Here is a 19,981-nt window from a genome sequence, read left to right on the forward strand (position 1 = left end):
GTGGAGCAGGCTGGAACATTGTTCTGGCCTGCCCTCCAGCTTCTATCGGGTTGGGCCAGAACGAAGCGATCGTGCTTGCCCTGGCGTTATCCCGAACAACTCGCGGAATGCAGCCCCGAAAGCAGGCACGCTGTTGAAGCCGGCGATTGCAGCGGCCCTTGCAGGATGGACGCCCAACGTCAGCGCGCTCAATGCCTCGGTCAATCGCGCCTGCTGACGCCATTGGCGGAAGCTTAGCCCGGTTTCGGCGCGAAACACTCGAGCGAGGGTTCGACTGGACGCATTGGCGACCTCGCTCCATTCTTCCAGGCTCCTCGCGTCGTGAGGATGCGAACGAAGCGCAGAGATCACGCGGCGCAAGCGCGGATCTCTTGGAAGAGGCAAGCCGAGCGGCAACGGTGTCGCTTTGGCGATCTCGTCAAGCGCGAGCTCCGCGAGATGTTGGCCTCTGCCATCCAGCGACCACTCGACCGGTTCAGCACAGGCAGCCACGATAACTTCGCGGAGCAATCCGGACACCGCGATGACTTTTGATTTCCAGCCTACGCGGGTGGCCGCGTCTTCCCGCAGAAACAGCGCGCGCATCGTGACGGGGCCGTCCATGCTGATGGCATGCTGCGCATTCGCCGGCACAAGCAGCGCTGTCGTCGGCGGCACGACATAGTTGGACTCCGGCGTCTCCACGCGCATGACGCCCGACGTCGCGTAGAGCAATTGCGCGCGTGGATGCGTGTGAAATCCGGTCGCCAGGCCCGAGGGATAATCGCAAGCGAATCCTACGATCGGCCGCGGCGCGGTCTCGAAGGGCAGGATCTCCGCTTGTCGCGTTGGCGACAGGAATTGGCAGTTTATCTGCATCCGAACAGCCTAGGCTAACTGCGGCATCTTTCAAGATGTGCATCGTCGCCAACGTCGCAAGGAAAGAACCGTGAGCACAGGCCTTTTTCAAGAGATCGGATATATCACCGCAGACAAGCTGGTTGATGGTCCATTGACCCCGGGTCAGAACCGCAAGAAAGCCCTTGAGGTTGGTGACCTGTGGGTCGGGGAGTGTCACGTGACAGCTCTCGACCAGCCCAGCCAATGGCATCACCACGAACAGTTCGACAGCGTGATGTACATGCTCTCCGGCCGGATCCGTGTCGACTTCGGCGAAAATGGTGCCCGGTCCTTCGAGATGGGCAAGGGCGATTACGCCTACTTTCCGCGCCGTGCGATCCATCGCTGTCAGATCCTCGAAGGAGGAGACGACGTTCGCTACGTATTCGTTCGCCTCGGGAAGGGCGAGACCGTCGTCAACGTTGACGGTCCCGAAGCGTCCGAACGCAAACCGATGCGGGAGTTTGGCGCATAGTTTTCGGAAGCCCGAAGCGCTCCGGAAAACACCGGCATTGAAAATTGGGCTGGGTAATCGGCTGCGGCCGATTACCCCCTATTGCAGGGCAGTTGGGCCTGAAAGCCTGCGCACCGCAGGCGGTATGCGGCATATCGGATGGGGACAAGCGTGGCAGAAATGACGGCTGAACTACCGCGCGTGCAAGAGCAGGCCGGTAAGACCATCGTTGCCGCATCGCTCGGCAACATGTTCGAGTGCTTTGATCTGATTATCTACGGCACGATGGCTGGGACGATCGCAAGGCTGTTCTTTCCGGCGACCAATGACACCTCGTCGCTTCTGCTCTTTCTGGGTACGTTCGGTGTCACGTTTTTCGTGAGGCCGCTTGGCGCGGTCTATCTCGGTAATCTGGGCGACAAGATCGGTAGAAGGGAGGTGATGAGCCTTTCGCTTCTATTGATGACCGCGGGCATGCTCATCGTCGCTTTGGCGCCAAGCTACGCCTCTGCAGGAGTGCTTGCGCCAATAGCGGTTGTGGCAGGCCGGGTGTTGCAGGGCTTCTCGGCCGGAGGTGAGTTTGGCAGCGCGACTGCGCTCCTCGCCGAACACGATCCCCGTCGAAGAGGTTACGTCGCAAGCTGGCAAACAGCCACGCAAGGTTTTGCGCTCGGGCTGGCATCCGCATTCGGCGCGCTGCTTACGTGGGGTCTTTCACCCGACCAGTTCGAAACCTGGGGTTGGCGTGTGCCTTTCCTGTTCGGCGCCGCGCTTGGCCCGATAGGGATTTACATTCGCCGGGCCGTGCTCGAGTCCTCTGAATTCTCTGAGCCGACGGAAGCCAAGCAGCCGGCTCTCGAGATGTTTCGGTCGGAAAAGATGCGGGTTCTGGTCGCGTCCGGGCTGATTGTGCTGGCCACGATCACAATCTGGATGGCGGTCTTCATGCCCACCTATGCAACGAAGCAATTCCAGATGGAGCCGGCGACTGCCTTTGTTGGCACGGTGGTCACCGGCCTCGTGATCTTCCTTCTCTCCCCGGTCATTGGCGCGTTGTCCGACTTTATCGGCCGGACTGCGACCATGACGATCGGAACCGTTGCGGCGCTCGTCTTGGCCTACCCGGCCTTCGCCGTGGTGAAGCAGTCTCCGACGCTCGGCACGTTGGTGACCGTGCAAGGTCTGCGGGGCCTCGTCATTGCGCTCTATTTTGCGCCATTGCCCGCGCTGATGGCCGAGATCTTTCCGGCCAGGATGCGTACGAGCGGTCTTGCGCTCAGCTACAATCTCGGCGTGGCCATCTTTGGCGGATCTACGCCCTTCGTGCTGACGGGCCTGAGTTCGATAAGCGGTGACCCGCTTTCGCCAAGCTACTACGTCATGTTTGGCGCGCTGGTCAGCGGAGCGGCGATCTGGGTTGTCCGAGTTCGCTTCGCGTTGCGGTAAGTCTTTTAAAACAGGCGCGGTAGCATCGGTCGTCCGGCGATTGCCGAGCGACGGAACTTCGACGTGATCGCGACCCTCGCCGACGATCTCCGGACGCCATGCTACTCCGCGGCCAGCGGCGTCGGCGACGGCGGCGACCAGCACACGCAGCAATTCCGCCCCTGCGCTTTCGCCTGATACAGCGCCTGGTCGGCGGCGCTCATCAGGGCTTCCGTGCCAGCCATGCTGAGCGAGGCTTCGGCGATCCCGATACTCGCCGTGATCTGGAACGGTGCATCACGCACGCGCAGCGTCTGGGAGGCAATGCGCTTGCGGACGCGCTCCGCAACGATCCTGGCGCGCGACAGATTCGTCTCCGGCAGCACGATGGCGAACTCCTCGCCGCCGACCCGGCCGACAATGTCGGATTTCCGCTTGCCGTGCAGGCAGGCGCCAACCATGGCCTTGATCGCCTCGTCGCCGATGGCGTGGCCATAGCGGTCGTTGACGTTCTTGAAGTGATCGATGTCCACCATCAGAACCGACATCGCGCGGTGGTAGCGCTGGAAGCGGCTCCACTCGGCATCCAGCGTGAATAGGAAGTGCCGCCGGTTGAAGAGACCGGTCAGCGGATCGGTGGTCGCGAGCCGCTCGAGCTGCTCCGCATTCCGGATCAGATCGGTGACGTCGTAATAGGTGATCATGCGGCCGCCACCGGCCATGGTGGTGCAATGCGCCCGGAGGCGGCGGCCGTCGGGGGTCCGCAACTCGCGGACATGATCGCCCGCCTTGACCTCGGCGATCCGTTTGCTGGCAAAGCCCATGAGCTCCTTCGGCGATGCATGCGGATCGACCGCCCGCCGCGCGCGGGTGATCAACGAGGCATAGGTCGGACGTGTCGCCACCTCCTGTTCGTCGATCTCCCAGAACAGCCGTACTTTTTGATTCATGAATGTCGCCCTGAGCTCGCTGTCGAGCAGCAGCACGCCGTCCTGCACGGTTTCCAGCGCGTCGCGCAGTGCCTTCAGCTCATCCGACTGACGGACGATATCGGTGACCTCCATGTAACTCAGCATCCGGCCGCCGTCGGGCAGCGGCGTGCATTGCATGCGGATGACGTCGCCCTTGCTGCGACGCAGATCGAGCTGAAAACTCTCGTTCCGCGCGACGCGCTCGATGCGCTCGGCGACATAGGCTTCGATCCGGTCTGCCGGAATGTCATAGGCGCCGGTATCGCGCCCGTGGAAGATCAGCTCCGCAAAGGATGGATGCCGGTCGGCGACCGCGTCGGACAACGCCCACATCCGCCGGAACGCCTGGTTGATGAAACGGGCATTCAGCCTCGGGTCGAGCAGAACGATGCCGAGCGGCACCTGATCGAGCGCCGCCCGCAGGGCCAGCATCTGGCGGCGCACGACCTGATCTCCACCATGCTCGCCTGACGCCTTCTCATTCGACGCGGCGGTGTCGGCGACCTGCTGCAGTTCGAAGGTGACCCCGATCTGCTTTTCGGATTGCCAGGTCCGCCTGCAAGCAAGCACCGCGCTTTCGCTGGCGATCGAGAGCTGGAAGTGCTCGGGAATCCCGAGCCCGCTTTCCAGTTCGATGGTCGCGCCATCGTCGGTGATCCGGCGCACCACGCAATCGATCGCGGATTGGCCGAAGTTGAAGATGACCTTGGCGGCGAGCAGCGTGCGGCCGCGGATTTTGAGATTGGGTACTGACATGGCGGCGTTTCCCAATGAAGAGCCGCTATTCGAAACTCACAGACGTTACAATGGCCCGAGGTTTCTTCTTGGGAGTTCGGTTCCTGCCTAACATGCGGTTGACGGGAACCGGCCACTTTGCCGCAAGAACGGTGCGTTGTGGTGCGGGGGCCTCGCCGGATTGATCCGGCAACCGCGCGGATCAGTCCTGTCACACGCCCTTGTCGTTCGGATTGGCCACCGCGTCCTTCAGCGGCGCGGTCATCGGGAAGTTCAGGTTCACGTTCTTCGGCGGGATCGGCCGCGTGAACCATTTTGCGTAGAGCTCCTGGAATTCGTTGCTCTTCATCATGGCGACCAGCGTCTTGTCGACCAGCGCCTTGAACTCCGGATCGCCCTTGCGGATGATCAGCCCGTAAGGCTCGGTGCGCAGGCTGTCGTCGATGATGCGCCAGTTCGCGGGGTTGGGGCTGCCCGCGATCAGGCTGGCGAGCAGGATGTCGTCCATCACGAAGGCATCGCTGCGCCCGGTGGTCAGCGCCAGGAACGAGGCGGCATGATCCGGCGTAAGGATGTTCTTGGTCTGAAAGTTGTTGGCCTGGGCGCGTGCGCTCAACAGGCCGATCGAGGTCGAGCCTGAGGTCAGCGAGACCGGCCGGCCGGCGAGATCCTCGAAGCTCTTGATCGGCGCGTCCTTCTGCACCACCGCGCGGATGCTCGACACGAAGATCGTGGTGCTGAAGGCCACCACCTTCTGCCGCTCCAGCGTGTTGGTGGCAGGACCGCAGACGATGTCGATGGTGCCGTTCTCGATCAGCGGAATCTGGGTGGAGAGCTGGATCGGCTGCAGCCTGGTCTGCAGCGCGGGCAGCTTGAGCTCGCCCTTCACCGCGTCGACGATCCGCGCGCAGAGGTCCATGGCGAAGCCGACCGGCTTCTGGTTGTCGTCGAGATAGGAGAACGGGACCGAGACGTCGCGGTGCCCGAGCCGGATCTCGCCGGCGTCGCGGATCTTGGCCAGCGTGCCGCCGGGCGATTGGGCCAGTGCCGACGTCGCAATCGAAAGAAAGGTTATACAAATCAACTGCTTGAGAGGCTGGTTCATCGGATGATGCTCGGTGGTCGGCAGAATTGGATATGATGAGATTAGATTTTATACACAGCATTGCATAATCGACAAAGTGATTTTATACAATCGTTACCTAGTCGGATATCTTCCCCCAGGTCACCCAGCGAGAGAGCAGTCAGATGGAACCTGCAACCGCAACAAGCCCTCGAGCGGCCGGACCCCACGGTTCCGCGCCGGATGCCGTGCGCGAAGCGCTGCGGGCTGCGATCAGCTCGGGCGAGCTCGCGCCCGGATTGCAGCTGCGTCAGGACGAGCTCGCCGCGCGGTTCGGGACCAGCCGCATCCCCGTGCGCGAGGCGTTGCGCCAGCTCGAGGCCGAGGGCTTTGTCACGTTCCTGCCCAACCGCGGCGCGGTCGTCTCCGACCTGTCGATCGACGAGGTGATCGAGCTGCTCGAGATCCGGATCGCGCTCGAATGTCATGCGTTGCGCTTGGCGATCCCCGCCATGGGCGAGATCGATCTCGAGGAAGCGACGAAAATCCTGCGCGCCTACGACGCTGAGCCTGATCCGGCGCAATGGGGCGCCTTCAATTGGAAATTCCACGCCACGCTCTACGCGCCGTGCAATCGCCCGCGGCTGCTCAGCATGATCGAGGCGAATTACGGCCATGTCGGCCGCTTCACGCGGGCGCTGGTGTCGCAAGCGACCGGCAAGGAACGTCCGCAACGCGAGCATTACAAGTTGCTCGAATTCTGCCGCGACGGCGAGGCCAAGAAGGCGGTCCGGCTGCTGCGCGAGCATATCGAGGAAACGCAGAAGACGCTGCGATCGGCACAGCGTCAGGCGTTACGCGATGCCGGCGAGGGGCGCCCGGTCTGATCGCTCGAACAATGTGAATCATCGCAGGTCCCGCTGCGGGCCTTTGGGAGACTACGCGTGAAGATCAATGACGTCGAAATCCTGGTGATCGGTGCGGGCATCGTCGGCATCGCCACGGCCTATTACCTCGCGGTCCAGCACAAGCGCGCGCGTCTCTTGATCGTCGACGAGGGCCAGCCGATGGCATTGACCTCGGCGCAGTCGGGCGAGAACTATCGCAACTGGTGGCCGCACCCGACGATGGCCAATTTCACCAACCATTCCACCGACCTGATGGAGGAGATCGCGCGCCGCAGCGACAACCGCATCCACATGACGCGGCGCGGATATCTCCTGGTCACGCGCGAGGAGCGACCGGACGACCTGTTGCAGCAACTCTACGCCGGCTATGGCGAGCAGGCTGCGAAACTGATCCGCCTGCATGAGGGCGCAAGCCGCGGCTATCGGCCGCCGCATTCGGCGGACTGGCAGAGCGCGCCCGACGGTGTCGACGTCCTGCTCGGCCGCGATCTGATCGCGGCGCATTACCCGACCTTCGACAAGGAGGTTGCGACCGCGCTGCACATCCGCCGCGCCGGCGATATCAGCGGGCAGCAGCTCGGCCAGTACATGCTGGAGACCATGCGACCTCTGGGTGCGCAATTCCAGCAGGCAAAAGTCGTCGGCATCGCGAAGACCGATCGCTTCACCGTCGATGTGCTGGCCGATGGCGCGAGACAGACCATCAATGCCGACATCATCATCAATGCCGCGGGCCCATTTGCCGCGCATGTGGCTGCGATGCATGGCGAGCGGCTTCCGATCGTCAACGTGCTGCAGCAGAAGATCGCCTTCGCCGACCGCAACCGGGCGGTCGATCGCAAAATGCCGTTTGCGATCGATCTCGACGGCCAGACCCTGGCCTGGTCCGATGACGAGCGCGAGGCGCTGTCCGCGGCGCCGGAATTTTCGCGCCTGCTGCAGCCGATGCCGGGCAGCATCCATTGCCGGCCCGATGGCGGAGATCATGGCGAGTGGATCAAGCTCGGCTGGGCCTTCAACGCCGAGCAGACCACGGAGCCGGTCCGCGAGCCGGAGCTGAATCCTTATTTCCCCGAAGTGGTGCTGCGCGCCGCGAGCCGGCTGCAGCCGCGGCTCGCGCACTATCTCGGCGCGCTGCCGCGCGACCGCGTGCATTACGGCGGCTATTATCCGATGACGAAAGAGAACTGGCCGCTGATCGGGGCGGCGAAGACATCAGGCGTGTTCCTTGCCACCGCGCTGTCCGGCTACGGCACCATGGGCGCCTGCGCCACCGGCGATCTCTGTGCCCGCACGGTCGTCGGCGCGCCCGTGCCGGCCTTCGCCCGCAGCCTTTCGCTCGCGCGCTATCAGGACAAGGCGCTGATGGACGAGCTCGCGGCGAGCGAAAGCCGCGGATTGCTGTAGCTTAAACCGACCTTCGTAGCCCGGATGCAGCGAAGCCAAATCCGGGATTGTAACCGCGGACGCTCCCGGACGCGCTCGGCTTCATCCGCGCCCGTCGCGCGCGCACTCAGTGGCTATCATTGCCGATGAGCGCCCTGATGCGCCTTGCCGGGGGCCCGAACAAGCTGGCCAAGGGCGTTCTCACCCGTTCCGGCAGCTTCAGCCAGAGGTCGCGGGCCTTGCCCGAGATGAGCGGATGCGGTTGTGGCGACCGCAGCTCAATTGGTGCGGTAAGAGGCAGGTGCGGTGTCAGTGCCGACCAGCTCTCTTGTTGCGCATCGATACGCACCAGCGCGAATGTCGGCCGCCGCTCGCGCGGTGGACCAAGCGTGCTGGCTTGCTCGATCGCCTCGTCGATGTCGCTGACAAATCGGTGGTAGCCATACGCGCCGCCTAGAATGACGTCGCGATAGGCGCGATCGACCATTTTTTGCAGGCTGGGTACGTCGGCGAGCCGCTTCAGCACGTCATCCAGATTCCTGTAGTCCTTTCGGAGCGGAATGTAGTGTTCGTCGGGTCGGATCACATCGGAGTAGGAACCTTCGAACAACACCAGCCCGGTCTTCAGTCCAATCGCCTCGAAGATCTTCGGGCTCATCTGGCCCATGCTGACATTGTTTTCATGCGGAGCGACGACGCGCCGGTAAAGCTCGTCATCGCTGAGATCCGGCTGCTCCTTCGCCATCGCCAGGACAGCGTTGCGAATATCGCCCCATGCGTCGAGGACATTGGCGCCGCTCTCGGTGCCAAGCATCGCTCTCGTATCCGTCATGAAAGAGAACCAGGCGGAGCCGTTGACCCGCTTGTCTTCCTCCCATTCGATGTCGTGGGGGACATTGCGAGCGGCGCATTCGGCCTTCATCCGCTGCGCGATGGTGGATTTCTCGAATCCCAATTGCCCGTACCAGATGGGGAGCTTTCTTCCACGGTAAGCGAGCCAGAGGCGTCGTTCCGCCAGCGGCGTGGCCAACTCGAACGGCAGTTCGTCGGGAACATAGCCCGTCAGGCAGGATCTGAACTTCACGTTCGGCAGTTCGGCGGACGGATAGAACTTTTCGACAAACGGCTTGGGCACGGTCGTGAAGATCGTGTCGACGCCGAGCTTCCTGATCAAGGCGCATGCCTTCCGCGGCATGTCGTATTCGTCCTGGATCAGCAGCACCTTGGGTCCGCTGAACCTGGACACAAGCTCCACGAACGAGGGCGACATCGTTTCGAACGGCATGCGCACCGAGAAATGAATGACAAGCGCATCGAACAATTCGAGAGGAAAATCGGCCTTGCAATCGAACGTCGCGGCGGCATAGGCCACGTCATGCCTCGAATGGCGCTGGATCGCCATCAGGTGCTGACGGACGAATTCGGTGGCCAGGGCATTCGGGTCGTAGAGAACGAGAATGCTGTGCGATCTGGTCTGAATGACGCTGTGCATCGGCTGGCGGCTGCTTCAACGATCTCCGGAATGCCGGTCTCGCAGGATGGAAATGGCCGGCGTCGGCCAATCGAACGGGTTGCCGTACCGCGTGAGATAGTCCTCGACGGTCGGGAAATAGTACAGGAGATCGGATGGTCGGAATTGCCCCTCCAGCAGTGCCGTAATGAAGACAACTCTTGAAGCGTTGAGTTGTTCCGTCGCGCCGATGATCGCGATCGCATCAGCCGGAACCGGCTTGCCCGATGCGATATCGTCAAAGCTCGCGATGCAGGCGATGCCCAGGGTCGGATCGATTGCCAGATGCGGCGTCTTGCCGGGTTCGCTCAGGAACAGCATCTGATGATTTCCGACGGCGCCTCCGTCCCATCCGACAAGGGAGAGCGGCCTGCGATCTGCTTCGCTGAGGAGAAGACGCGAGAAGTAATAGGTCAGCAGGCCGTAGTTCGAGCAGTCGAGATGCTCCGAGCGCAGCAGCTCACTGTAGTCCTGCGACGAGCATCCTTTGCCGTAGGGCTTGAGATTATGCGCCGCAGTTGAGGCAAACACGTATAAAAGATCCGCGCGGGTCAGCCCCGACCAGGATTGCGGCAAACAGCGCTGCATGTGTTCCAGCGCCGTCGCTGAAACATCCCGCAGAACATCCGGTCGCTCGGACATCGCATCGCCGGTGATTGCGCCGAGGCGAGGCAATTCGACGATCTTGATCTGAGATAGTGCGCGCGTTGTCCGTAGCGAAGATATTTTTTTTGCGAAACGAAGAAACATTTTGAAATTGAAGGCTGGCGAAAATATTTCGCTCCGCCTTCTTACTTCAATAAGCCGCTCCATGACAGTCGCCGCCCCGGGATTGTGTCATCTCAACGATGCAATTCGGCGAGCGGGTTGTCAGGTTAAAAATCGGCAAAGCTTCTCATGGCAGCATGTGATCTTGTCCTACGGCGTGGTCACACTTCCCGCGCGCGCGGCGCAACGTGCTGATCGCTCGGCTGAATCGGCTTCACGCCCGCGGCAGGCGCTGCGGCCTCTGCTGCGTGGAGAGGCCGCCTCGCATCCGTCGGAACAGATGATCTTATTCCTTGCCGAAGGCGCCGTGACGACCGACGCCGGAGGCGAAGCGCGTTGCGCCCGACAGGGTCTCGCCCGAGGCGATCACATCGAGCCCGCCGCGCATCTCGTTTCTGATCGCCTCTTCCTCGTCGAGGTCCCACTGCCGCAGCGCCGACAAGCGGTCGGCGCGCATGCAGTTTTGCGGAAAGCGGGCGATGTCATTGGCAAGCGCGATCGCGTGCGCGCGCGTCTCGCCCTTCGGCACCAATCGGTTGGCGAGGCCCATGCGATGCGCCTCCGCGCCGCCGACCGGGCGTCCGGTGAGGATCAGATCGATCGCCTGCGAATGGCCGATCAGCCGCGGTAGGCGGATGGTGCCGAGATCGATCAGCGGCACGCCGAAGCGGCGGCAGAACACGCCGAAGGTTGCGTCCTCGGCAACCACGCGCATGTCGGCCCACAGCGCGAGCTCCATGCCGCCGGCGACCGCAAAACCCTCGATCGCGGCGATCACGGGTTTCGAAAGCCGCAGCCGGCTCGGTCCCATCGGCGCGATCGTGTTGTGGCCGCCGACCTCGCGCTTCTTGTTGGGATCGCCTGCCGCCACTGCCTTCAGATCGGCGCCGGCGCAAAAATAGCCGCCGGTGCCGGTGAACACCGCGACCGATGCGCTCGCATCGGCATCGAAGGCTGTGAACGCGTCATACAGTTTGCGCGCGGTGGCGCCGTCGACGGCGTTGCGGTTGTGCGGACGGTTGATAGAGACGATGGTGACCGGACCATCGCGCTCGACGAGCACGGTATCGGCATCGGACATGGGGCGCTCCCTGGGCTGTTCTTGTTGTGTCCGGAGAGTGACATCAGTGGCGAGGTGCGCGCAATCCCGTGACAGACAGCACAATTCCGTAGGGTGGACGTCGCGGCGCACGCCGTTCTTTCCCCGTCATCCTGAGGTGCGAGCGGAGCGAGCCTCGAAGGATGCACTGCCTCGCTGGTGGCCGTCGACCCTTCGAGGCTCGCTTTCGCGAGCACCTCAGGGTGACGGTGATAGATCAAAAGTGACGGTGATAGATCGAATATGAGGACGGTAGCTAAACCTTCAGCTCGGTCCCCGTGACGCGGCGATATGCCTCAAGGTAGCGCTTGCTGGTCGCGTCCACCACGCTGGCCGGCAGCGGCGGGGCGGGCGCGTCGCCGTTCCAGCGGCCGGCGCGGCGCTCGACATCGAGATGGTCGCGCAGCGGCTGCTTGTCGAAGCTCGGCTGCGGCTGGCCCGGCTTGTAGGCGTCGACCGCCCAGAAGCGCGACGAATCCGGCGTCATCACCTCGTCGATCAGGATGATGCGGCCATCCTTGTCGCGCCCGAACTCGAATTTCGTATCCGCGATGATGATGCCGCGGGCGCGGCTGGTCTGCTCGCCATAGCCGTAGACGTCGCGCGCCATCTTCTCGAGCGTCGCGGCAACCTCGAGGCCTACGATCTCGCGCACCCGCGCCACCGTGATGTTCTCGTCATGGCCAGCCTCGGCCTTGGTCGCCGGGCTGAAGATCGAAGGCTCAAGCTTCTGGCTTTCGACCAGGCCGGCCGGCAATTTCTCGCCCGCAAGCGTGCCGTCGGCCGCGTATTCCTTCCACGCCGAGCCGGAGATGTAGCCGCGGATCACGCATTCGATCGGGAACACGGTAGTGCGCTTGCACAGCATCGCGCGCCCCAGGATGTCGGCGCGATGGTTCTTGAGCTCAGGCACCGCGCGGATGATCTCGTCGGCGTCGGCGCTGATCATGTGATGCGGCACGGTGCCTTCGAGCTGCCGGAACCACCAGGCGCTGATCTGGGTCAGCACCGCGCCTTTCATCGGAATGGTTTCCGACATCACGACGTCGAACGCCGAGATGCGGTCGGTGGTGAGCAGCAGCACCCGATCATCGCCGACGGCGTAGATATCGCGCACCTTGCCGCGGCCGATCCGGGGCAGGGGCAAATCGCTTGAGGGCATCGCAGACATCGGCTTGGTCTTTCTAGGTGGCTTGCAAAGACGTGCGCCCGCACGAGACGTGCGGGCGCCAGAGACTATCACAGGAAATAGCTCACTCCGGCAGCGGAATGAACTCGTGTTCGTGCGGAACCTGCGCGAAACGCCCGGTTTTCCAGTCCTGTTTGGCCTGCTCGATCCGCTCCTTCGAGGAGGAGACGAAATTCCACCAGATGTGGCGCGGCCCTTCCAGGGCGTCGCCGCCCAAGAACATCATGCGGGTCGGCCGCAGCGTCTTCACGGTGATGCGGTCGCCGGGCCGGAAGATCAGGAGCCGCGGTCCCTCATGGCGGTCGCCCGCGATCTCGACCTCGCCGTCGACCAGGTAGATCGCGCGCTCCTCGTGATCGGGGTCGAGCGGCACCGAGGTGCCGGCCTGGGCGGTCACCTCGGTGTAGAACCATGGCGAGACCATGCTGACCGGCGAGGTGATGCCGAAGGCAGAGCCCGCGATGACGCGCGCGGTGAAGTCGCGCTCGGAGATCATCGGCAGGTCGCCCGCGCCATAATGCTGGAACGACGGCGCGATCTCTTCCTTGCCCGCAGGCAGCGCGATCCAGCTTTGCAGCCCGAGCATCTTCTGGCCGTCGCGGCGCTGCACGTCGGGGGTGCGCTCGGAATGCGCGATGCCACGGCCCGCGGTCATCAGGTTCATCGCGCCGGGCTGGATCTCCTGGATGTTGCCCTCGCTGTCGCGATGCATGATGCTGCCGTCGAATAGATAGGTGACGGTGGCAAGCCCGATATGCGGATGCGGCCGCACGTCCATGCCCTTGCCGGCGAGGAATTGCACCGGCCCGAAATGGTCGAAGAAGATGAAGGGCCCGACCATCTGCCGCTTGCCATGCGGCAGCGCGCGGCGCACGGCAAAGCCGTCGCCGAGATCGCGGGTGCGCGGCACGATGATCAGATCCAGCGCGTCGCAGGTCTGGGGATCGCCGAGTTCGGGATCGGTCGAGGGCTGCCAGCTCATGGAAAGTCTCCTTCTCTTTAGCCGCGATCATACTCCAATCGTCGTCCCGGCCAAGCCAACGGGTCGGCGAGAAGCGCCGCCCGATGACAGGCTCCGCGCGAGCCGGGACCCATAACCACAAATGGATGTTGGTACGCAAAGCTAGGGCCCCAGCCTTCGCTTGCAACACGCATCAGTGGTTATGGGTCCCTGCTCCCGTACGCAATCGCGCACTAGGCAGGGACGACGAAGTACTTCTGACGCGTGAGCGCGCGTGATAACAGCGTAAACTTGGAAACTGGAGGAGGCCATGGTTTCTCTGATCAGGCCGGGCGCAAAGCTGTTGCAGGTCGACGGTCCCGTGATCGAGACGGAACGGCTGTTGCTGCGGCCGTGGCGGGCGTCCGACATCGCTGACAACACGAAAATGCTGTCCGATCCCGAGACGGCGCGCTTCATCACGCCGGATCATCAGCCGGTCACCTCGGAGCTGAAGGGCTGGCGCAACGCCGCCGTCATCTCGGGCCATTGGGCGCTGCATGGCTTCGGCATGTTCGCGGTCGAGGAGAAATCCTCAAGCCGCTACATCGGCCGCGTTGGCCCGTATTACCCGCCGGAATGGCCGGGCTTCGAGGTCGGCTGGGGCATCGCCAAGGCACATCGCGGCAAGGGCTATGCGGTGGAAGCCGCGCGCGCCGCGATCGACTTTGTGTTCGCCAATTTCACCGTCGACCGCATCATCCATTGTATCGATCCGGCCAATATCGCCTCGCAGGCCGTGGCGCGGCGGCTCGGTGCTGTCAACGAGGGGCCGGGCCAGCTCGAGGGCGATGTGGTCGATATCTGGGTGACGACACGTCAGCGCTGGCAGCACGAGCCATCTTGAAAAACCTCGTTCAACCGACGATTGTTCGGCGATGAAATCGGCCGCACTTGAACTCTGCCTGCGCAGCGCCAGCGTGGCGCTGCTGCTGGTGCTTGCCGCCTTGCTGCTCACTGATTTTCGCAAGGTGCTGTCCGGGCGCCTTGCGGCCGCCTTCGCGTTGGGTTCGGCCGCGCATGCGGTGACCGCGTCGATTGGTGCCGGGCCGCCGGTCTCGGACTGGCATGCGCCACTAATCGCGCTCTCGACCGGCGATATCGTGGTGTTCTGGCTGTTCACGCGTGCGCTGTTCGATGATGCGTTTCAGCTGCGCTGGTGGCACGGCCTGATCTGGGCCGCGGTCGTGGCCTACAGCTTCGTCAATTGCACGTGGATTGCACCCGCCGGTCACGCGCGGATCGCGATCATCATGGTCAATTCGCTCACGCTCGTCTTCGTTGCGCTCGCGGTGGCGCAAACCATCGGATCGTGGTCGGCAGATCTGGTCGAGCGCCGCCGCCGTGTCCGCGTCTTCATCGTCGCCGCATCTGCGCTGTACGGCGGTATGAACGCGCTGCTTCAGATCGCCTATGCCGGCAGCCGCGTGACCGTGGAATGGGCCAATTTGCTGAACGCGGCCGTGCTCACCGCCATCGTGGCCGCAATCACCTGGGCGATGATGCGCGTCGACGGCGCCGAGTTGTTCACGGTGCCGGCGGAGGCCGTCGTGCTGACGAAGCCGGCCGCGGTCGAGGAGGCGGCGGACCAGAGACTGGTCGATGCCCTGATGCGGCTGATGGCGGACGAGCGCATCTACCGCCACGACAACATCACCATCGGCACCTTGGCGACCCGACTGAAAATCCCCGAATATCGTCTCCGGCGGCTGCTCAACCAGCGGCTCGGCTACCGCAATTTCAACGTCTTCCTCAACAACCACCGCATCGAGGAAGCCAAGGCCGCGCTCGCCGATCCCTCGCAGGCTGAAGTCCCCGTCATCACCATTGCGATGGACGCCGGATTCCAGTCGCTCGGCCCCTTCAACCGCGCCTTCAAGGCGACCACCGGCGTGACCCCGACGGAGTACCGGAAGGTGAAGGCGGGTGTGGTGTGAGGGTTGCCGCCGGCTCCGCTGCACCCTCTCCCCTTGTGGGAGAGGGTGGCGCCGAAGGCGCCGGGTGAGGGGTCTCTCTCCGCGGATAGAGACCCCTCATCCGGCGCGGATTGCATCCGCGCCACCTTCTCCCACAAGGGGAGAAGGGAAGGGACGTCACCGCAGCTGTCTGTAATCACAACACAATTCCAGAATCGGCGAGCCGCCGCCAATCCTCGACTAGCCGCATTTCCAAATCCGGCGAGCGTTTCCCGGCGTCCCGCGGCCTGATCCCGGCCACGCCCATCGCGTCATTGCCGGAGGATCCCGTGACCCGTCGAAAGCTCTTTCTTGTTCTCGCCGCCGCCACCGCTTTCGGTGCGTTGGCGCTGTCTGCCGCCCGCGCCCGCGACGTGCCCAGGGTCGCGACCGGTTTTGTTGCGAACATCGTCTGCTCGGAGACCTTCGTCAGCGGGCTCGACCCGAAGCGAAACCTGGCCGAGACCACGGACGCGATGCCGGGGACCTGCCTGATCACCTGGGCGATGGACACCGAGGTCGACCTTGATCGCAAGGACGTCACCGTGACGCTGTTCGGGCTTGGCCGCAGCCACGCAGTCTATCGCGAGGGGGTCGGCTGCACGCTCGACCACGGCGCGGTGCTTGCCGATGGCCCGCTGCCGCCCTCGAGGCCGCAAGCCGCGTTGCTGCCCGAGATCGCCGGTCCCGCGATCGTTGCACCACAGACCCCGCAGCTTGCGGCCGCGCTGGATCGCGCCTTTGCGGAACCGGCCGAGCCGCCGTTCCGCCGCACCCGCGCGGTCGTCGTCATGAAGGATGGCCGCATCGTCGCCGAGCGCTATGCCGACGGCATCGGGATCGACACGCCGCTGCTCGGCTTCTCCGCAACCAAATCGGTGATCTCGGCCCTGATCGGAATTCTGGTGCGCGACGGCAAGCTTGCGGTCGACCAGCCGGTGCCGATCGCCGCCTGGCAGGATCCGAAGGATCCGCGCCACGCGATCACGGTCGATCAGCTCCTGCGCCACACCGCGGGCCTCGCGCTCGGCAGCTCGCTGCAGGCCTCGCTGGCCTCCGCGCTCGAGCCGGTCAACCGGATGAAGTTTATGGAGCCGGACATGGCCGCGTACGCCGAGAGCATTCCGCTCGAGACGGCGCCGGGCAAGGCGTGGAATTACCACGACGGCAATTTCATCATCCTCTCGCATCTGATCCGCAACGCGGCCGGTGGCCACGCCGCCGATGTGATACGGTTCGCGCGGGCTGAATTGTTCGGTCCGCTCGGCATGCGCAATGTCGTGATGCAGTTCGATGCTGCGGGCACGCCGGAAGGATCGGGCGCGATGATGGCGAGCGCACGCGACTGGGCGCGTCTCGGCCAGCTCTATCTCAATGACGGTGTCGTCGGGGGAAAACGCATCCTGCCCGAAGGCTGGGTGAGGTATTCGGCCGCGCCGACGGCGAATGCCTGGGTCGGCATCGGCGCGGGCTTCTGGACCAATCTCGGCGACAGCTTTGGCGCCAATTATCGTGTCGCGCACGGCATGCCGCGCGACGCCTTCTTCGCCAAGGGCACGATCGGACAGTATGTCGTGATCGTGCCGTCGCAGCGGCTCGTCATCGTCCGCCTCGGCCGCTCGCCGAACATGCCGCCCGCGGCGGACGGCGTGTTCGACCTGGTCCGTGACGTCGTCACAGCGACGTCCACCAGCGCGCGGCTCGCGGGCGGCAATTGACTAGAGCGTTTTCCAGCGAAGTGGATACCCGTTCGCGTGAAGAAAACGCGTCAAAACAAGAATCTAGAGCTCCGTTCCGATTCCATCGGAACGGAAATAGCTCTAGCACGTCACACACCCGCGCGATCGTGATTTGAATCTCCGCGTGAGGAATTTTCTGATGCCGCGGCGCATCTCGCACCAGATGCGCCGCAGTTCCCTCAGATTGCCTCAGCCGGAGACCATCATGCCGAAAGCCTACTGGATCGTGCACGTCACGGTTCACGACGAAGCCCGCTATCCCGAATATCTCGCTGCCGCGATGCCGGTGTTCGCGAAATACGGCGCCAACTTCATCGTGCGCAACGGTCCCTATGAGCTGATGGAAGGCGCGACCCGCCAGCGCAACTTCGTCATCGAGTTCAAGGATCGCGCTACCGCGATGGAATGCTACACCTGCCCCGAATATCAGGCCGCGAAAGCGATCCGGCAGAAATATTCGGATGGGGATTTTGTGATCATCGATGGCGCGGAGTAGGCGAGCCTCGCACGCTCGGACATTGCAGTGAGGTGAGCACACCTCTCAGGCTCCCTCCTCCCTTGCGGGGGAGGGTTGGGGAGAGGGGTAAGCCGCGGGCTCAGATGTTCGATGAACGCATCGCCCTCGCAAATGCTTTTGTCTCTCGTCACAAAAGATACGGAGAGCGCACGCCGTGTGACACCCCTCTCGCTAACCCTCCCCCGCAAGGGGGGAGTGAACCCTTCCATCTGTGGCTCCCTTACGCGCTCAATCACTGAGTTGCCCGACGGGTCAAGCCCGGACGGTAAAAATACTTCGCTTTATCAGAAATATAACCCGGTGTATGGTTTGCCCGTCTCACCCGATCGAGGGGCGCTTCGCGGTCGTCACGAACGCGGTGTGAGATGCGGTGGACGCTGATCATGCGAGCGACGAACGCATGTGACGCGGACGGTGAAGTCGTGTGGTCCTGACGCCCTAGTGGCCGGTGTCCCAAGCAAAGCGCGAAAGCGTCTTGCGAAGGCGGTGACAAACAAGCCCAGTCTCGCCGGGGAGAGCACGAAATAAGCCGTAACCCATCGCGCAGGGAAAGCCGGATTGCTCCGGTTACACCTGTGGTCCTACCCCCGTGCTTTCTACCTTTTGCTCGGGGCCCACGGGTGCGATCGGCACCCGGCTTTCCCTGCGCCCTCTGCAAGAGAGAGGGCGGAACGAAAGAGCAAAGCTCGGACGATTCATGTCGCGAGAACGCGGAGGTTTGACTCACAACCCGCGCCGCATATTCGGTGTCGTCCCGGCCTAGTGCGCAATTGCGCACGGGGGCCGGGACCCATTACCACAAATGCGCCAATTGTTGCGTGACGCTGGGGCCACGGCCTGTTTCCAACAACTCAACCCTGTGGCTATGGGTCCCGGCCTTCGCCGGGACGACAGCGGTGGGTGTGGCGCTTGCGCCGCGACGACGAGCGCAGCCCTACTGCCGTCCCAACTGCGTCGCCTTCTCAACGCGATCGAACCGCTCCAGCGTCAGGATCGCGTCGGCGAGCTGGTCGGCGCGCTTGTCGAGCACCGGGCGGGCCAGCGTCAGGAATTTCTGCTGCATCGCCTGCGCATCGGGGAACGAGGTCGGCTCGCCCGAGGGATCGGCATAGAGGCGCTCATGCACGCCGTCGTCGGTGGTGATCGAGACGCGGGCGCCGAATGGGTGGGTGCGGCCGACCTCGAGGCGGTCGTCCTGCACCACGTCGAACTTGTCGGCGAGCGCGTCGATTGCCTTATCGCCAAGCCGGCCGTAATCGTCCCAGCCGAAATGGCCCTGGTCGAGCGCGATCGCGCCGGTGAAGAACATCGAGAACTGGCCGCCGACCACCGAGGTCGGATGGCGCTTGGTGGCGACGTCGCCGGTCAGCGTGATGCCGTTGCGGTGCAGGCCGATCTCGACCTTCTTGATCTGGTCCGGGGTCAGATTGTGCTCGCGCCGCATCGCGATCAGTGCGTCGATCGCGGCATGGGTGTAGCGGCAGCTCGGATACGGTTTTACGCCGATCTTCAGCGTCTCGTAGGTGTGGCCCAGGCCCGCCACCGCCTTGTCCGGATGCGCATTGTCGCTGTAGCCGACCAGCAGGCCGTGCTTGCCCTCGACGGCCTCGCTCGAGCCGACGAAGTCGTTGCGCGCAAGCGTCGCGGCGATCACGCCGTTCATCGCGGCGGCGCCGACCTGGTAGCGCTTGTTCCAGGCGCCGTTGACCAGGAACTGCAGCGAGCCCGCGGCCTGGCTGCCGGAGACGCCGAAGGCGGAGATGATCTGCTCCTTCGACAGGGCGAACAGTTTTGCCGCCGCCGCCGCGGCGCCATAGGTGCCGGCGGTCGCGGTCGGGTGGAAGCCGCGGGCGTAATGCGAGGTCGGGTCGAGCGCATTGCCGAGCCGGCAGCACACTTCATAGCCGGCGACGATCGCGGTCAGCACGTCGCGGCCGGAGGCGCCGACCATCTCGCCGACCGCAAACGCAGCGGGCACCACCGGCGCGCTCGGATGCAGCGAGGAATCGGCGTGGGTGTCGTCGAAGTCGAGCGAATGGCCGAGCGCGCCGTTGAGCAGCGCCGCGACCGCCGGCGTCCAGGTCTTGGTGTCGCCGAACACGGTGGCCTCGCCCTTGCCGTCGAGCGCCAGCGCCTCCAGCATCTTCATCAGCGAGGGCGTCGATTCCGCGTCGCGGCGGGCGCGGATCGCGCTGCCCAGGAAGTCCAGCGTCAAAACCTTGGCGCGCTCCAGCACCTCCGGCGGGATGTCGCCATATTTCAGGTCGGCGACGTAGGCGGCGAGCGTTGCGGTTTCGTGGGCCATCGTGTTTCCTCAATTTTGCGGCGCAGGGTAGGCGGGCGGGTTTGTCCTTTCAAGCCACCTTGCCGCCGCGGGCAGCAG

The 19,981-nt window shown here is 63.8% G+C and carries 17 protein-coding genes; 8 read left to right on the plus strand and 9 right to left on the minus strand.

What is annotated here, in order from left to right; translation table 11 throughout:
* Window positions 1–42: 42 nt before the first annotated feature.
* Window positions 43–858 (minus strand): AraC family transcriptional regulator, encoded by an 816-nt coding sequence (locus tag V5279_RS01050; RefSeq protein ID WP_166299963.1) that lies wholly within the window; start codon window positions 856–858, stop codon window positions 43–45.
* 70 nt (window positions 859–928) lie between these two features.
* Between V5279_RS01050 and V5279_RS01055 the strand changes: the two genes are divergently transcribed.
* On the plus strand, window positions 929–1,354 hold the full coding sequence (locus tag V5279_RS01055) for a cupin domain-containing protein (RefSeq protein ID WP_338694325.1): 426 nt from the start codon (window positions 929–931) through the stop codon (window positions 1,352–1,354).
* Between the two features lie 159 nt (window positions 1,355–1,513).
* Window positions 1,514–2,779 (plus strand): MFS transporter, encoded by a 1,266-nt coding sequence (locus V5279_RS01060; protein ID WP_338701772.1) that lies wholly within the window; start codon window positions 1,514–1,516, stop codon window positions 2,777–2,779.
* Between the two features lie 101 nt (window positions 2,780–2,880).
* Here V5279_RS01060 and V5279_RS01065 read toward each other — a convergent pair whose 3' ends face one another.
* Together V5279_RS01065 and V5279_RS01070 are read right to left on the minus strand one after the other, a co-directional pair.
* Window positions 2,881–4,485 carry a diguanylate cyclase gene (locus tag V5279_RS01065; RefSeq protein ID WP_338694327.1) on the minus strand — a complete coding sequence of 535 codons (1,605 nt, stop codon included), beginning with the start codon at window positions 4,483–4,485 and terminating at the stop codon, window positions 2,881–2,883.
* Between the two features lie 190 nt (window positions 4,486–4,675).
* On the minus strand, window positions 4,676–5,569 hold the full coding sequence (locus V5279_RS01070) for an amino acid ABC transporter substrate-binding protein (RefSeq protein ID WP_338694328.1): 894 nt from the start codon (window positions 5,567–5,569) through the stop codon (window positions 4,676–4,678).
* A 206-nt stretch (window positions 5,570–5,775) separates the two neighbouring features.
* On the opposite strand from V5279_RS01070, the gene V5279_RS01075 reads away from it, so the two are divergent.
* Both V5279_RS01075 and V5279_RS01080 read left to right on the plus strand, forming a co-directional pair.
* A complete protein-coding gene (locus V5279_RS01075; protein WP_338694329.1) occupies window positions 5,776–6,414 on the plus strand; it encodes a GntR family transcriptional regulator in 639 nt (212 codons plus the stop codon).
* Between the two features lie 57 nt (window positions 6,415–6,471).
* Window positions 6,472–7,842, plus strand: a complete 1,371-nt coding sequence (locus V5279_RS01080) for an FAD-dependent oxidoreductase (RefSeq protein WP_338694330.1) — start codon at window positions 6,472–6,474, stop codon at window positions 7,840–7,842.
* 106 nt (window positions 7,843–7,948) lie between these two features.
* Here the strand turns inward: V5279_RS01080 and V5279_RS01085 are convergent, their stop codons facing one another.
* The 5 genes from V5279_RS01085 to V5279_RS01105 all read right to left on the minus strand — a co-directional run bounded on the left by V5279_RS01085 (window position 7,949) and on the right by V5279_RS01105 (window position 13,369).
* Entirely contained in the window at window positions 7,949–9,193 is a 1,245-nt protein-coding gene (locus tag V5279_RS01085) for a hypothetical protein (protein ID WP_338694331.1), read from the minus strand.
* A 135-nt stretch (window positions 9,194–9,328) separates the two neighbouring features.
* Window positions 9,329–10,144 carry a hypothetical protein gene (locus tag V5279_RS01090; RefSeq protein WP_338694333.1) on the minus strand — a complete coding sequence of 272 codons (816 nt, stop codon included), beginning with the start codon at window positions 10,142–10,144 and terminating at the stop codon, window positions 9,329–9,331.
* A gap of 241 nt (window positions 10,145–10,385) precedes the next feature.
* Window positions 10,386–11,180: a crotonase/enoyl-CoA hydratase family protein gene (locus tag V5279_RS01095; RefSeq protein WP_338694335.1), complete on the minus strand. Its 795-nt coding sequence runs from the start codon at window positions 11,178–11,180 to the stop codon at window positions 10,386–10,388.
* Window positions 11,181–11,454: 274 nt separating this feature from the next.
* Window positions 11,455–12,369 carry a phosphoribosylaminoimidazolesuccinocarboxamide synthase gene (locus V5279_RS01100; RefSeq protein ID WP_338694337.1) on the minus strand — a complete coding sequence of 305 codons (915 nt, stop codon included), beginning with the start codon at window positions 12,367–12,369 and terminating at the stop codon, window positions 11,455–11,457.
* 82 nt (window positions 12,370–12,451) lie between these two features.
* Window positions 12,452–13,369, minus strand: a complete 918-nt coding sequence (locus V5279_RS01105) for a pirin family protein (RefSeq protein ID WP_166212595.1) — start codon at window positions 13,367–13,369, stop codon at window positions 12,452–12,454.
* 289 nt (window positions 13,370–13,658) lie between these two features.
* On the opposite strand from V5279_RS01105, the gene V5279_RS01110 reads away from it, so the two are divergent.
* The 4 genes from V5279_RS01110 to V5279_RS01125 all read left to right on the plus strand — a co-directional run bounded on the left by V5279_RS01110 (window position 13,659) and on the right by V5279_RS01125 (window position 17,577).
* Window positions 13,659–14,234: a GNAT family N-acetyltransferase gene (locus V5279_RS01110; RefSeq protein WP_338694341.1), complete on the plus strand. Its 576-nt coding sequence runs from the start codon at window positions 13,659–13,661 to the stop codon at window positions 14,232–14,234.
* 31 nt (window positions 14,235–14,265) lie between these two features.
* A complete protein-coding gene (locus V5279_RS01115; protein ID WP_338694342.1) occupies window positions 14,266–15,324 on the plus strand; it encodes a helix-turn-helix domain-containing protein in 1,059 nt (352 codons plus the stop codon).
* 308 nt (window positions 15,325–15,632) lie between these two features.
* The gene (locus V5279_RS01120; protein WP_338694344.1) at window positions 15,633–17,060 is read left to right on the plus strand and encodes a serine hydrolase; all 1,428 of its coding nucleotides are present in this window, start codon (window positions 15,633–15,635) and stop codon (window positions 17,058–17,060) included.
* A gap of 226 nt (window positions 17,061–17,286) precedes the next feature.
* The gene (locus V5279_RS01125; protein WP_338694346.1) at window positions 17,287–17,577 is read left to right on the plus strand and encodes a DUF1330 domain-containing protein; all 291 of its coding nucleotides are present in this window, start codon (window positions 17,287–17,289) and stop codon (window positions 17,575–17,577) included.
* A gap of 955 nt (window positions 17,578–18,532) precedes the next feature.
* On the opposite strand, the gene V5279_RS01130 is transcribed toward V5279_RS01125, so the two are convergent.
* Window positions 18,533–19,903 carry an MmgE/PrpD family protein gene (locus tag V5279_RS01130; protein WP_338694348.1) on the minus strand — a complete coding sequence of 457 codons (1,371 nt, stop codon included), beginning with the start codon at window positions 19,901–19,903 and terminating at the stop codon, window positions 18,533–18,535.
* Between the last annotated feature and the right edge of the window lie 78 nt (window positions 19,904–19,981).

Source organism: Bradyrhizobium sp. 26S5, assembly GCF_036923295.1.
In the GTDB taxonomy this organism is placed as follows: Bacteria; Pseudomonadota; Alphaproteobacteria; order Rhizobiales; family Xanthobacteraceae; genus Bradyrhizobium; species Bradyrhizobium septentrionale.

Excerpts from the sequence above, each read along its gene's own strand:
- V5279_RS01050 (WP_166299963.1), bottom strand. The coding sequence starts at position 858 with ATGCAGATAAACTGCCAATTCCTGTCGCCAACGCGACAAGCGGAGATC.
- V5279_RS01060 (WP_338701772.1), top strand. The coding sequence starts at position 1,514 with ATGACGGCTGAACTACCGCGCGTGCAAGAGCAGGCCGGTAAGACCATC.
- V5279_RS01065 (WP_338694327.1), bottom strand. The coding sequence starts at position 4,485 with ATGTCAGTACCCAATCTCAAAATCCGCGGCCGCACGCTGCTCGCCGCC.
- V5279_RS01070 (WP_338694328.1), bottom strand. The coding sequence starts at position 5,569 with ATGAACCAGCCTCTCAAGCAGTTGATTTGTATAACCTTTCTTTCGATT.
- V5279_RS01090 (WP_338694333.1), bottom strand. The coding sequence starts at position 10,144 with ATGGAGCGGCTTATTGAAGTAAGAAGGCGGAGCGAAATATTTTCGCCA.
- V5279_RS01095 (WP_338694335.1), bottom strand. The coding sequence starts at position 11,180 with ATGTCCGATGCCGATACCGTGCTCGTCGAGCGCGATGGTCCGGTCACC.
- V5279_RS01100 (WP_338694337.1), bottom strand. The coding sequence starts at position 12,369 with ATGTCTGCGATGCCCTCAAGCGATTTGCCCCTGCCCCGGATCGGCCGC.
- V5279_RS01105 (WP_166212595.1), bottom strand. The coding sequence starts at position 13,369 with ATGAGCTGGCAGCCCTCGACCGATCCCGAACTCGGCGATCCCCAGACC.
- V5279_RS01110 (WP_338694341.1), top strand. The coding sequence starts at position 13,659 with ATGGTTTCTCTGATCAGGCCGGGCGCAAAGCTGTTGCAGGTCGACGGT.
- V5279_RS01115 (WP_338694342.1), top strand. The coding sequence starts at position 14,266 with ATGAAATCGGCCGCACTTGAACTCTGCCTGCGCAGCGCCAGCGTGGCG.
- V5279_RS01125 (WP_338694346.1), top strand. The coding sequence starts at position 17,287 with ATGCCGAAAGCCTACTGGATCGTGCACGTCACGGTTCACGACGAAGCC.
- V5279_RS01130 (WP_338694348.1), bottom strand. The coding sequence starts at position 19,903 with ATGGCCCACGAAACCGCAACGCTCGCCGCCTACGTCGCCGACCTGAAA.